General features: G+C 59.9%; 11 protein-coding genes. All 11 read right to left on the bottom strand.

From position 1 onward, the window contains the following. Positions 1 to 6 precede the first annotated feature (6 nt). Complete coding sequence (gene icmH / locus C9383_RS05770) at positions 7 to 867, bottom strand: type IVB secretion system protein IcmH/DotU (RefSeq protein WP_090370611.1); 861 nt, start codon at positions 865 to 867, stop codon at positions 7 to 9. A 5-nt stretch (positions 868 to 872) separates the two neighbouring features. Continuing rightward, on the bottom strand, positions 873 to 2,201 hold the full coding sequence (gene tssK / locus C9383_RS05775) for a type VI secretion system baseplate subunit TssK (RefSeq protein WP_090370609.1): 1,329 nt from the start codon (positions 2,199 to 2,201) through the stop codon (positions 873 to 875). Position 2,202: 1 nt separating this feature from the next. After that, a complete protein-coding gene (gene tssJ, locus C9383_RS05780; protein WP_090370608.1) occupies positions 2,203 to 2,688 on the bottom strand; it encodes a type VI secretion system lipoprotein TssJ in 486 nt (161 codons plus the stop codon). A gap of 5 nt (positions 2,689 to 2,693) precedes the next feature. Then, positions 2,694 to 3,884: a type VI secretion system-associated FHA domain protein TagH gene (tagH, locus tag C9383_RS05785; RefSeq protein WP_162843528.1), complete on the bottom strand. Its 1,191-nt coding sequence runs from the start codon at positions 3,882 to 3,884 to the stop codon at positions 2,694 to 2,696. A gap of 16 nt (positions 3,885 to 3,900) precedes the next feature. Further along, on the bottom strand, positions 3,901 to 4,032 hold the full coding sequence (locus C9383_RS05790; RefSeq protein WP_048729418.1) for a hypothetical protein: 132 nt from the start codon (positions 4,030 to 4,032) through the stop codon (positions 3,901 to 3,903). Positions 4,033 to 4,113: 81 nt separating this feature from the next. Beyond that, the gene (locus C9383_RS05795) at positions 4,114 to 5,646 is read right to left on the bottom strand and encodes a sigma-54 interaction domain-containing protein (RefSeq protein WP_090370606.1); all 1,533 of its coding nucleotides are present in this window, start codon (positions 5,644 to 5,646) and stop codon (positions 4,114 to 4,116) included. Next, positions 5,643 to 8,069: an AAA family ATPase gene (locus C9383_RS05800; RefSeq protein WP_090370604.1), complete on the bottom strand. Its 2,427-nt coding sequence runs from the start codon at positions 8,067 to 8,069 to the stop codon at positions 5,643 to 5,645. Before C9383_RS05800 ends, C9383_RS05795 begins: the two co-directional genes overlap by 4 nt. 12 nt (positions 8,070 to 8,081) lie before the next feature. Further along, a complete protein-coding gene (gene tssG / locus C9383_RS05805; protein WP_090370601.1) occupies positions 8,082 to 9,089 on the bottom strand; it encodes a type VI secretion system baseplate subunit TssG in 1,008 nt (335 codons plus the stop codon). Then, on the bottom strand, positions 9,053 to 10,840 hold the full coding sequence (tssF, locus tag C9383_RS05810) for a type VI secretion system baseplate subunit TssF (protein WP_090370599.1): 1,788 nt from the start codon (positions 10,838 to 10,840) through the stop codon (positions 9,053 to 9,055). Before tssF ends, tssG begins: the two co-directional genes overlap by 37 nt. Next, on the bottom strand, positions 10,830 to 11,231 hold the full coding sequence (gene tssE, locus C9383_RS05815) for a type VI secretion system baseplate subunit TssE (protein WP_090370597.1): 402 nt from the start codon (positions 11,229 to 11,231) through the stop codon (positions 10,830 to 10,832). Before tssE ends, tssF begins: the two co-directional genes overlap by 11 nt. 14 nt (positions 11,232 to 11,245) lie before the next feature. Then, positions 11,246 to 12,724, bottom strand: coding sequence for a type VI secretion system contractile sheath large subunit (gene tssC / locus C9383_RS05820; RefSeq protein WP_090370595.1), 1,479 nt, complete (start codon positions 12,722 to 12,724; stop codon positions 11,246 to 11,248). Positions 12,725 to 12,749 lie beyond the last annotated feature (25 nt).

A 12,749-nucleotide genomic window follows, 5' to 3' on the forward strand; every position in this document is an offset into this window, starting at 1 on the left:
CAGCGTTTACAAAGGCGTCTGGTTCAAATCCGACGCCGACAGTTGAAGGGGTTGCAGCGCATTCGCCCGCTCTTTGCCGAGCACCCAGGAAAACCCGGTGTACATCACCAACAAACAGGCCAAGACAAAGGCCACAAACCACGGGACTGGGATCAGGCGTAACGGCCTGCGGCGACGCGACAAGTCCCTGGCAGGAAGCACAGGTTCCACCGGCAGATCGCCGCGCACTTGCCGGATCTGTCGATACAATCCATCGCGAATGGCTTCGAGTTGCAGCCCGCCTCGCTCCATGACCCGATATTTGCCTTCAAACCCCAAACTCAGGCACAGGTAGATCAACTCCAGGACGGCCAGGTGTTTCACCGGGTCGCGAGACAATCGTTCCAGGAGTTGAAAGACCTTTTCGCCGCCGAAGGTTTCATGGTGAAAACGGCTTAACAGGCTCATCTTCGACCAGTCGCTTCTGGCCCCCCACGGGGTGGTGACGACGGCTTCATCAATGACACTGCACAATACGTAGCGCGCCGACATGACCTGGCTGCTCTCGATGCCGCTCTGCAAGCTGCGGGCTTCGAATTGAGTGACCGCCGACAATAACCGGTCGTTGATCGTATCCAGTTGCTCACGTGCGGAGCAGCCCTTGAGTTGGACCAACTCCGACAACAGCTCCCAGGCCGCCGTCACCAGGGGGTTGAGGCCCACCTTGAAACGCTGCGCCCCCAACAGATGGCCCGCATAAATCATCCGGTCTTCCAACTGCTCATAACGCGGCGGCGCTGGAAAGTCGGTCATCGGCCCCTGTGCCGGTCCGCGACCTTCATGGTCAAGCAGCACGGTCTTTTCGTCCTGCGGGTAGTCACTGTCCATAGCGTTCAATTCCTAATGGCCCAGAAGTTGAGTTCAATCCCGGCAAAATCCCCGCCTACATGGAAAGCGAAGCCACCTGACTGCTCCAGCTGCGCGATGTCGTGGGCATTCATATCGAGCATGAAATAGGTCTTGCCGGCATGAAATGGAATCTGTCGCGGTGCCACAGGCAATGGCTTGACCTTGATGCCTGCCAGATGCAGGTTGACCAGCTCACGGATGCGTTCGACGGGGCCGACTTTCAGATGGGCCGGCAGCCGATTGCGCAGTTCCTCAGAGTCACATTGCGCAGTCGCCGCCAGGATGAATGTCGCAGTGCCGAGCAATTTCAAGTCGCTCACCGGGCAGACCAACACCCCGTATTGACGTTGCTGCAACGTCAGCTCGACGGCGTGCTGTTCGAGCACGACCGACAACGCGGCACGCACTTGCGCCATCAGGCCGCGGAAGCTGCCTGCCTGGTCAGCATGCTGGTAATGCACGTCCAGGTGGGCACGCTTGCTGTCGTAGGTGAACGTTGATAACTCACCAAGCAACGACACCAGTGCCCGGAACAGCGTCTCAGGGCGCACCAAAGGCTGGCTCAAGTAATGACGCAACTCCAGCTCGGTACGATTGATCACTTGCAGCATCAGGAAATCGCCCACATGGCTTCCGGCTGCCGTACCCTCGCCGCACATCCGCGCAGCAATGGCATCCCCTCGACTGGCCAGCAGGCTGATGACCTCCCGCAGGCACGACGACACATACCCGCAGTCCTGCACAAAAATAAAGGCCGGCATGAACTCCCTGTCCAGGCTCAAACCACCTTCACCCGACGACACCAGTACCTGGGCGACCTTGAGTTTCACGAAGCCCGTATCGCTCTCCCCTTCGTCCAGCAGAAGGCGCAAATCGGGGCGTGCGCAGTTGATCCGGCAAGGGGAACCCATGCCGGCGTTCGAATCCCCCACTTCGACTTCACAGGCGATATAGCGGGCCAGCACCTCGCTCTGGGACGGTTGACGGGTTTCAACCTGATTGCCGGTGGCCAGGGGGAGCGCCAGGTAAACCGCGTGTTTGCCCGAATCGGCAGGCACGTCCAGCACCAGAGGCTCCATGACTGCGCTCAGGTCGAAGAAGCTGCCATCCGGCAAAACGCCACTGGCTTGGTTGAGCACCAGCTTGCCCAGGTTGAGGTACTGCTCATTGAGTTCCAGCGTCAGGAAGCCCCAGGCATCATTGCCCAACAAGCGCGTGCGGTTGAGTTGCTGCTGGTAATAGCGGTCGTTGTGCTGCAAGTGCTGCGGCCGTAACAGCATGCCTTCCTGCCAGATGACTTTGTGAACCTGCATGTCATTGCGTCTCCGTGCCGGAGAGCGGGCCGGCAATACGAACCCCGGCTTTGTCCAGTACCAGGTCGGCACGGTTCAGGTGTCGCGGTGTCACTGGCAGTAGCAGCCGCCACTGCACATGCGGCAAATCCCGATAGGCCGCCAGTACCCCCACGAAACGGCTTTCCGGTCGAACACTAAGCTTGAGGGCCAGGCGGTCACCCGGACGCAGTTCGATCTCTTCACTGCTCACCCAATCCTTTGGCAGCACCTGTTCGGCATGGTTATACAGGCTGAAGAAGTCGGCATTCTCAAAGGCTACGGCATGACGCAGTTCAATCAGGTGCACCACCACCGGCGAGGGTCGATCGTGAAGGTCGGGGTTTACCTGTTCGGTGGCTGTCAGCACCACATCCAGTTTGGTCAATGTCGACAAAGGTGACAGCGCCGTGCAGCCGGCCAACAGGCTGCACAAGCACAGCATGAATCTGAGGGGTGTTCGATGCATGAATATCATCCTGGATAATCGATGTGCAGGACTGAGGCCAGATGTACCTGTTCCTCATAAGCCCTGGTGAACTCGCGGCCCAGCAGGGGATCGTTGAACTGATCGTCCTCGGCAAGACGTTGGTAATAGCGCTGGTAAGCCCGCCAGTACCCAGCGTCGCTGAAAAACCTGGAAGGCTTGCGCTGGGACTCCAGGCTCAACAGCAAATGCCCAGGGGCGAAGACGGCATGTGCGTGACGCAATGCACTGCGACACGCCGCCAGCAGAGCCACCTGATGGATTTGCCCGTCTTGATGGGCCTGGGTAATGGCGCGCTCGGCAGAGCATTGATCCAGCGCCTGCGCACCTAACATCGCGGTTAATACAGCCGGGGTATCCACACAGACCGCCAACGGATTTTGCCTCTGCGCCGACCTGTCGGTAGATGCCGGCATCAGTTCGTTCTTCAGCGCTTCACGGGTGCGCAGATTTTGTTGCAACCCTTCGATCGCCACGCGAAAAAGGTGCGCCACCTTGATAGCCAACGCCGCACGGCCCGGTCCGTCAAGGTGGTCCAGATCCATGCCCAGGGCAGCAGCAAACGCCGTCCAAAACGGCTCCTCAACGGCGGCTCCAAGCGCGGAAATTGCGTCCGTGGCGTCCTCCACTGGCGGCTCCGCCCGGCGAGGCATGACCAGAAACGCCCTGTCGGCCGCGTGCCGTTCCTGCCATGCACCCGGCTCCTCGCTGCTCTCGCTCAAGGCTTGCAGCTCATTCGAGGCAACCTGCCGCTGCTGTTCAAGGTCCAGCGCCTGCAAGGGGTCAAGCCCCAGGAAGGCGTCATCGGGGATCGGTCCTCCCGCGCCGACCAGCGCTGCTTCCGGACCGCGCTGTGCTTCCATCAACCCGGCACGCATCACCAGTGCCCCCAACTGAAAAACGTCGCCATGGCTGATGGGTCGCGCCTGCCCTTTGCGCAAGCGCTCGGGGCTGCCCGCCACGCCAATCCCGTTACGACTGATGTCGGTCAAGAAGTAGCGGCCCTCGCGGTAACCGATCAACCCATGGTGACTGGAAAGCAATCGACTGGGATCGTGAATCACCCAGTCACAACCGGAACCGCGGCCAATCACGCCGCCGACACGGTCAAAGACTTTACGGGCCAAGGGCACGGGTGCGCCGCCATCGCTCCCACACACTTCAAGTACGAGCTGCATCGTCAGGCATCCCCATTCACTGGCCACGAGTGATCGCCTGCGGGTCACCCAGTGGTCGATAATCGGCGTCATCGAAAACGTAGTTGGCGTTACAGCCACCCAGCAAACACAACACAAGCACCACGGCTTGCCATGGACGGTCAGGCATTTGGTTTCTCCCAGAATGAAAAGGCAGGCCGGCTCATTTCGATGAAGGCGGCATGTGTTCCAGCAAGATTCAAGTTCGCAATCAGCACTCTTCCCTCGCGTCCCACTGGGGAATGTTCAAACGAGCGAGTCGGTAGAGCAGCGTGCGTCGGGCGACGCCCAATTCCCGTGCGGTGCGGGTCCGATTGCCACGGTTCTTGTGCAGGCAATCGAGCAGGAACACCCGTTCCACCCGCTCCATGCGCTGGCGCAGCGTTACATCATCGCCAGCCGATGCGGCCGGTGTCGGTGGCAGCGACAGGTGCGTCGGCAGAATCACCTCGTCGTCACACAGCAGTACGGCGCGCTCGACCAGGCACTTGAGTTCGCGCACGTTGCCGGGGAAGCGATGATTCAACAGTTGATCCAGGGCAGCATTCGACCATCCCACCGGCGCCCTCCCCAGCGTCGTGCACGCGTTCTGCGCGAAATGCCGCGCCAGCAACGGCACGTCGCCGTCGCGCTCACGCAAGGCAGGCAGTTGGATCGGGAACTGAGCGAGTCGGTAATACAGATCTTCACGAAAACTACCCTCGGCAACCATCGCAGCCAGGTCGCGATGGGTGGCCGCAATGATGCGTACATCAACCTTATGGGCCGCATTGGCGCCTAACGGGCGTACCTCGCCTTCCTGCAATACCCGCAGCAGCTTGGCCTGTAACGCCAGCGGCATATCGCCGATTTCATCGAGCAGCAACGTACCGCCGTCGGCCGCGTCAAACAGCCCGGCATAATTGCGTTCGGCGCCGGTGAACGCACCTTTGCGGTAACCGAATAACTCACTCTCCAACAGCCCTTCGGGGAACGCTGCGCAGTTCTGCACCACGAAGGCTTTGCCGCCACGCGGCCCGGCTGCATGGATGGCGCGGGCGACCACCTCCTTGCCGGTACCGGTCTCGCCACAGAGCAACACGGTGTAAGGGGAATGCAGGACCTTGCCGAGCAACTTGCAGGTCTGCTCCATCGCCGGGCTGGTGCCGATCAAGCCGTACGCTCCGGCCAGGGGCATACTGCGCCTCGGGTCTGGAATGCCGGACACCGGTTGCACCTGCCGCAGCATCCGCAGTTGGTTCAAGGCAAAACTACCCAGTTGCCCCAACGCCGCTGCATGGCCTTGCAGTTGAATGCAGCGCCGGCTGGCGCATAGCAATACACCCGTGGCGCCACCGCTCCGGTTGAACAGCGGCACACTCAACAGGGCACACCAAGGTGCACCCAAGGCCGGCAAGAAACCGATGTCATACAGACTGCTTTGCACCGTATCCAAGCCAAGCGCACGCCCCTGGCTCAAGGTGTAATGCAGCAGTTGCTGGTTTCTCAGGTCAGGACACTCGCCTGCGCCAGCTCGCCACGTACTCCCGGGCATATACTGGGCAATCAGATCGAGCCGATCGCTCACTTCATCGAGCAGGTATAACTGGCTGAGTTCACACCCGCTCAGTCGCGCCGCGCCTGCGACACACACATCGGGCAGTGAGGTTTCATCGCAGTCGAGCCCCAAGCGTGTGAAGCAATCCAGAAAAGCATCGCTATCAGCCTGCGGATCGGGCCGCTGTGCAAAGAGATTGTCGGTCATTGGCTGAGCTCGCAGGTGGGTCGACCATTCCCATCGAGGCACGCATGCACGCCGGTCAACGTCTCATCCCTGGCCGTAGCGTCGAGAAGACCGTCCACCATCTGTGGCAGCAAGTGGCGCTCAATCCATTGATCGATGTATCGCGCACCGCTGTCCCCATCAGCGCAACGCTCGGTCATATGCGCAACCAACTCAGGTGTGTAGGTGAATGCAAGCTTGCGTTGATGTAACCGTGTGCCCACATTCGCCAGCTTGAGTTTCGCTACGTCACCCAACACGTCGCCTGAGAGCGGGTAATACGGTACGACGCGCATCCGTGCCAACAAGGCCGGCTTGAAGTGGTTGCGCAAAATGGGGTAGATCGCGTCTTGCAGCACCTGGGGCTCAGGCCGGCATCCATCGCCACACAGTTCACTGATGCGGTCACTGCCAAGGTTGGAGGTCAGCAGGAGCAACGTATTGCGAAAATCGATCTCTCTCCCCTCGCCATCGTTGACGCGCCCTTTGTCGAAAACCTGGTAAAACAGGCTCAACACCTCCGGGTCGGCTTTCTCTACCTCGTCGAGCAACACCACCGAGTAAGGGCGCTGGCGTACGGCCTCCGTCAGCACCCCACCTTCGCCGTAACCGACATAACCCGCAGGCGCCCCGATCAAGCGCGAGAGCGTGTGCTTCTCCTGGTATTCCGACATATTGATGGTGGTAACAAAACGCTCGCCGCCATACAAAAGATCCGCCAGGGCCAGTGCCGTTTCAGTCTTGCCGACACCGCTCGGCCCCACCAACAAAAATACGCCTGCGGGTGCATCCGCGTTGTTCAGGCCGGCGGCAACAGCACGTAAAGCGCGGTCAAGGGCTTGCACCGCGTGCTCCTGTCCCAGGATGCGCTTACGCAGGGCGCCGGCCAGGCCGAGGATTTTTTCATCCGGTTCAAGGGCCAACTGCTCGACCGGGATGCCGGTCCAGGCGCTGATAACGCGAGCCACCTGATGCGGGCACACCTCAAGGTTCTGAGTGGGTTGCCCGCACGACTGCTCCAACGCCTGATGCTGTCGCTCAAGCGCTTCAAGACGCAGGTTCAAGGTTTGCAGCGCCTGGGTATCCACGGGCAATCCGAGGTCGGTGTCTCGACTTAACGCCCGCTGTTGGCGTCGACCTTCGCCCAGCTCCACACACAGTTTCTGCAACGCCTCAGGTGGCATTGCCTGGCGCGTGCGAACCGCGGCACAGGCGGTGTCCAGCACATCCACAGCCTTGTCCGGCAACTGCCGCCCCACCAGATAGCGAGCGCTCATATGCGCCGCCGCGACGACAGCATCATCGCGAACATAAACGCCGTGGCTTTCCTCATAAACAGGAACCAGGCCACGCAGGATGGACACCGCCGCCTCGACACTGGGTTCATCGACCGACACTGGCTGGAAGCGCCGCGCCAACGCCGGGTCCTTCTCAATGTACTGCTTGTACTCCGACCAGGTGGTGGCGGCGATGGTCCGCAAGGCTCCCCGCGCCAGCGCCGGCTTGAGCAGGTTTGCCGCATCGGCACCGCCCGCCTGTGCCCCGGCACCGGTCAGGGTATGGGCCTCGTCGATAAACAGGATCACCGGCTCCGGCGATGCATTCACTTCATCGATGAGGCCTTTGAGACGCCGTTCGAATTCGCCCTTGAGGCTGGCGCCTGCCAGTAATAAGCCCATATCCAGGGTCAGTAAGCGAACCCCTTTCAGAGCCGCAGGCACCTGCGAAGCAACGATCTGCCGAGCAAGCCCTTCGACGATCGCCGTTTTGCCCACTCCGGCCTCTCCAACCAGCATCGGGTTGTTCTTGCGTCGTCGTACCAGGATCTCGATCAACTGGCGGATTTCCCCATCACGGCACAGCACCGGGTCGATCAACCCTTCACGCGCCTGTCGGGTCAGGTCATGGGTAAAACGCTGCAGTAGAGAAGCGCTGGCTACCGGTTCGGTTTCGGCAGGCTGGCTCGTCAGAAAATCACGTACCCGATCTGCATCCACGCGGCTCAGTACCTCGTGATAACCACTGCCCGCATACTCCAGTGGGTGACGCAGGAGTGCCAGCATCAATGCGCCGTGGTCCACGAAAGACTGCCCCAACTCAACATGAGCAACCATCAATGCCTGCTGCAGCCAACACACCAGTGCCTGCGCGAAGACCGGGTTGCGGGTTGCACTCTGCTCACTGCGGGGCTGCAAGGCTGCATGCAGCTCACCGGCGTTGACATTGGCGTCTGCCAATGCCTTGGCCATTACTCCCTCGGGATGCTCAAGCAAGGCCAGGAGCAAATCTTCCACTAACACTTCACGACCGCCGCGCATCACGCACCGCTCGGCCGCGCGCTCCAGGTCCTGGCGTGCCTGGGTTGTCAAGGTGCGGATCAGTTGTTGCAGGTCCACATTCATCATAACCATCAGTCCCTAATGAAAATTACCGGAGAGGGTGACCACACCATCGGCGCGCTCGGTTCCCAGCCAGCTGGTCCAACCCAGGCGACAGACATTGCTCTCACCGATGTGCAACGCCCGCACTTCCCCTTGCGCCAATACCAGCCGCAGGTCGTATTCCAGTGGGTCACGCGTGGCCAGGCGCACCAGCGAACACAGGGGCTGATACGCAGGCCCCATGGGCAGGAACTCGTGAAAGCGCCGCCAACACAGCGCCAGAATGTGCACCCTGAATTTGCCACTGCGGTCGGCAATCCGGTGCCCCAGCACCAGGTCGAGACCGAGCGAGCTGTTGCCGCAGCCCAGTTCATTGCGCTGTGGGTGGGTAATCTCCACCGTGCGTTCGACCCATTGCTCGATCCCTATGAGGTCGTGCTTGAAGTAGTAACGCAGCACCGACTCAATCAAGGCGGCCGAGTGGGCGCGCAAGCTCAAAAGCCCCAGGTAAGGCAGTAAACGCTTGCAGTCGAGTTGCGAGGCCTCTCGTATCGCAGTGCCCCCCAAGCCAATCAGTGCAAACATCTGCTCGGAAAAAGCATCACGGGCTCCCGTTTGGAAACAGACCCGGTAGCGGTATTTACGCCAGATCGGCAGCATCAGCCGTTGCAGGCGATGGTGAAACAGGTCGAGAAAATCGCGGGTAGGATTCCCATTCGGCTGCTCGGCAAAGGCCTGCTCGGCATAAAAGGCCGGTAAAGGAGATCCGGCACCGAACAGCCCCAATACGTTGAGGCGCAGGCGAGCACGCAATTGCCCGTGCTCCCTGAAGAACTCCACCCGGTCAATGTCATGCCCTGCAAATCCCAGCCCTGGATTGGCCTGGAACTCCAGTTGGTCGTACAGCGTGTCGTCATCCAGCAACGGATGAGCCTCGCGCAATCGTTCCATCACCTGCAGCACGGCCTGAAATAGCGTGTACTCGCGGATAACCTGGCAGATCAGGGTCAAAGCAGGGGTTGCTGTCCCATCCGGGATGGCCATAGGTACACATCTCCTTGTGTGCTGATGACTCGCAACTCGTGATACGAGTTGAGGCTGGCGTAAAGCGCAAAGAACTCGTTGAGGACCGACGCAAACACAAACATGTCGCCCTGCCCCAGAAAGCCTTGGGGGTCGATGCTCAGGTCCACCCGCACCCCCCGGACGGGCAACCCTCGATGCAATCGATCAACAGCCTCGTGGCTGATGGAACGCAGTGCACCCAAGCGCTTGCGGCTGACTTTCAACGCTTGCCGATCGTGATAACGCGGCAGATCGTAGGTTTCGAGAATCACTTTCAAGGCGTTGATATCGGCCAGTGACAAATAGTTGAGCGACATGTTGCTGATGACTTTCCACAGGAAGTCCTGATCCAGTGGCGGCGCGAAACTTGCGGTGGGCGCCGTGATGTTTCGGAACGTCAACGACTCTGGGGTCTGCTCACTGGGCTGATTGATCTCGCCTGCTCGCAGCCGCCGTGGCAAGTTGCAGTTGGTGCAGGTCAGTTCGACCGATACGGTTTCATGACCTTGTTCGCGACGACCGTCGAATCCCATCCAGGTGTCGAGCCCGTCATGCTGCACCGACAGGCGCTGACGAATGCTGTAGCTGGGACGCGCCTCCAGAGACTCGGCATCGCCGTCATGCTCGAACGATTCGAACGGCACATACGTCTGGTAGCCCAACCCGCCAGGACGCCAGCCGATGACCCGGTCCACCGCGAACACCGCCGCGTTGCCCGGCGTGTAATCCCCGGGCATCAACAGGTACTCATCCTGTTTGCAATCCAGCCGAATGGGCACCGCATCCAGCTTGAACAGATTGATGATGGGGGTGCAGTACAGCTTGACGTTGTCCAGGGTGGGCCGCAGGGGGCTGGATGTCTGGGTGCGCAATTCAAAACGCATGACCATGCCGTGCACCTGTTCCAGCGATGCTCGTGGGAGTGTGTGCAGTACATCCAGCCCCGCAATATCGACAAACAGGTACTTCTCGGGAAATGCGAAGTACTCCTGCAAGTGGCGGTAACCACGGAATGTGTTCTGCGGATAGGGAATCAGCGCCTGCTCCTGGGAAAACCCCACCGGTTGAACCTGGCCGGCACCGAGCCTCACCGTCATGGGTTGGCCATCGGCTCCCGTCACCTGCGAACCAGCCTCGTCCAACAGCAACAGATGGATGCCATCCAGATGGCGCAACAGGTCAAGATAAAGCGCCTGGCTCGCGTAGCGGTCGCCAGCCAGATGCAGGCGTAACGAGTCGAACACCAAGTCACCGAAATGCCCTTCGGCACTCATCACCAGGCGCAGGTCCAACCAGGCGCCCTCGCCTCGGCACAGGTACTCCAGGCCACACAGTTGCAATGGCATGACATCCGTGGCGTAGCACGTTCGAAAGCGGCAGCGCTCGCCCTGGATAGCCAGACTCTCGACTGCCGTATCCCGCGCCACACGAACACTGGGGCCCGCGCGTTTCAAAGGGTCAAATTGCAGGATGCTGAACGACGGCAAGGGCCTCATGTAGTTGGGCCACAGCAGATGCATCAAGGAATGCGCCAGCTCCGGCAGTTCGTCCTCCAGCTTCTGGCGCAGACGACCGGTCAGGAACGCAAACCCCTCAAGCAATCGCTCGACGTCCGGGTCCTGACCCGGCTCCGCGAGAAACGGTGCCAAGGCCGGATTACGCTCGGAAAAACGCCGACCCAGCTGGCGAAGTGCACTGAGTTCGCTCTGAAAATAACGGTTAAAAGCCATCGGTGCCGACCTCAACCCGTCCTGCATCATCCAGGCGCGCATGGAACACGACCGCCTGGTTGACACCGTCGATGGCCATTTCGGCCTCAATGGCAAATGCCAAGGCCAGGGGTTCCCGAGCAATGGGAGACACTCTGACATGTACATTCGCCAACCTCGGTTCATAAGCCCGGATAAAACGCTCGATCAGCAAGCGCGACCGGGACAGCGACTCGTGCAGGCTGAGCCGCATGTCATTGAGGTCGGGCAGACCATAGTCCGGCAATGTCTGAACACTGCCTGCACGCGTACTGAGCATTTTTCCCAGATGTGCGGCGACGGACATCACGCCGCACGTTCGGCTCGAGCCCTCACATTCCAGGCGCTCGAACAGGCTATTGCGATGGGGCATTCCCTGGCCTCCGCTCATTCTTTATCGAGCTTTCCGACCAGGGACAATGTGAAGTCTGCCCCCATGTACTTGAAGTGCGGGCGCACACTCAAATTGACCCGATACCAGCCCGGCTCGCCCTCGACATCGCTGACGACAATGCGCGCTGCACGCAATGGCCTACGCCCACGCACCTCGGCACTGGGGTTTTCCTGGTCGGCCACGTATTGGCGAATCCACTTGTTGAGCTCCAGCTCCAGGTCCGTGCGCTCCTTCCACGAGCCCAATTGCTCGCGTTGCAGCACCTTGAGGTAATGGGCCAGGCGGTTTACGACCATCATGTAAGGCAGCTGGGTGCCAAGCCGGTAATTCAGCTCGGCGGCCTTGCCCTCTTCACTGATGCCGAAGGTCTTGGCCTTTTGCACTGAGCTGGCGGAAAAGAACGCTGCGTTGTCACTGCCCTTGCGCATGGTCAGGGCAATGAAGCCCTCTTGCGCGAGTTCATATTCACGCCGATCTGAAACCAGGACCTCGGTAGGAATTTTGGTTTCGATCTCACCCATGCTCTGGAAATGATGCAAGGGAAGATCTTCGACCGCCCCGCCACTCTGTGGGCCGATGATGTTCGGGCACCAGCGAAAACGCGCGAAGCTGTCGGTCAATCTTGTGGCAAACGCGTAGGCGGTATTACCCCATAGATAATGCTCGTGGCTGTTGACCACATTTTCCTGGTAGGCAAAGGTTCTCACCGGGCATTCCAGGGGATCGTACGGGGTTCGCAGCAGAAAGCGCGGTACGGTCAAGGCAATGTAACGGGCGTCTTCGCTCTGCCGAAAACTTTGCCACTTGGCAAACTGCGGGCCTTCGAAATGGTCCCTGAGGTCCTTCAGGTCGGGTAATCCGGTGAAGCTTTCCAGCCCGAAGAAGCTCGGGCCGGCAGCGGCGATGAAAGGGGCATGGGCCATGCACGCGACACTGGCGACGTATTGCATGAGCTTCACATCGGGTGCGCTGGGGGATAGGTAATAGTTGGAAATGATCGCGCCTACCGGCTGACCGCCGAACTGGCCGTACTCGGCGCTGTAGATATGCTTGTACAGCCCCGACTGGGTAATTTCCGAGGCGTCTTCAAAATCGTCCAGCAGGTCCGTGCGCGAGACATTCAGCAGTTCGATCTTGATGTTCTCGCGAAAATCGGTGCGTTCGACCAGTAACTGCAACCCTCTCCAGGAAGCCTCCAGCGCCTGGAAATCCGGATGATGCAGAATCTCATCCATTTGTTGACTGAGCTTGATATCGATCTCGGCAATCATCCGGTCGACCAGGTGTTTCTTGACCGGTTCTGCACGGTTGTGCGGCTTGACCAGCTCTTCGATAAACGCCGACACGCCGCGCTTGGCGATGCCGTAAGCCTCGTCGTCGGCGCTCAATAATGTCTGGGCAATAATGTTATCGAGGATGCTGCCCTCGACGGAGCCTTGCAGCGGCTGCGAGTTGCTTGGGGTGGTCGTCATGCTGTCAGTGTCCTTTTACTGAAAA

Source organism: Pseudomonas palleroniana, assembly GCF_003031675.1.
Lineage (GTDB): Bacteria > Pseudomonadota > Gammaproteobacteria > Pseudomonadales > Pseudomonadaceae > Aquipseudomonas > Aquipseudomonas palleroniana.

Excerpts from the sequence above, each read along its gene's own strand:
- icmH (WP_090370611.1), bottom strand. The coding sequence starts at position 867 with ATGGACAGTGACTACCCGCAGGACGAAAAGACCGTGCTGCTTGACCAT.
- tssK (WP_090370609.1), bottom strand. The coding sequence starts at position 2,201 with ATGCAGGTTCACAAAGTCATCTGGCAGGAAGGCATGCTGTTACGGCCG.
- tssJ (WP_090370608.1), bottom strand. The coding sequence starts at position 2,688 with ATGCATCGAACACCCCTCAGATTCATGCTGTGCTTGTGCAGCCTGTTG.
- tagH (WP_162843528.1), bottom strand. The coding sequence starts at position 3,884 with ATGCAGCTCGTACTTGAAGTGTGTGGGAGCGATGGCGGCGCACCCGTG.
- C9383_RS05790 (WP_048729418.1), bottom strand. The coding sequence starts at position 4,032 with ATGCCTGACCGTCCATGGCAAGCCGTGGTGCTTGTGTTGTGTTTGCTG.
- C9383_RS05795 (WP_090370606.1), bottom strand. The coding sequence starts at position 5,646 with ATGACCGACAATCTCTTTGCACAGCGGCCCGATCCGCAGGCTGATAGC.
- C9383_RS05800 (WP_090370604.1), bottom strand. The coding sequence starts at position 8,069 with ATGATGAATGTGGACCTGCAACAACTGATCCGCACCTTGACAACCCAG.
- tssG (WP_090370601.1), bottom strand. The coding sequence starts at position 9,089 with ATGGCCATCCCGGATGGGACAGCAACCCCTGCTTTGACCCTGATCTGC.
- tssF (WP_090370599.1), bottom strand. The coding sequence starts at position 10,840 with ATGGCTTTTAACCGTTATTTTCAGAGCGAACTCAGTGCACTTCGCCAG.
- tssE (WP_090370597.1), bottom strand. The coding sequence starts at position 11,231 with ATGCCCCATCGCAATAGCCTGTTCGAGCGCCTGGAATGTGAGGGCTCG.
- tssC (WP_090370595.1), bottom strand. The coding sequence starts at position 12,724 with ATGACGACCACCCCAAGCAACTCGCAGCCGCTGCAAGGCTCCGTCGAG.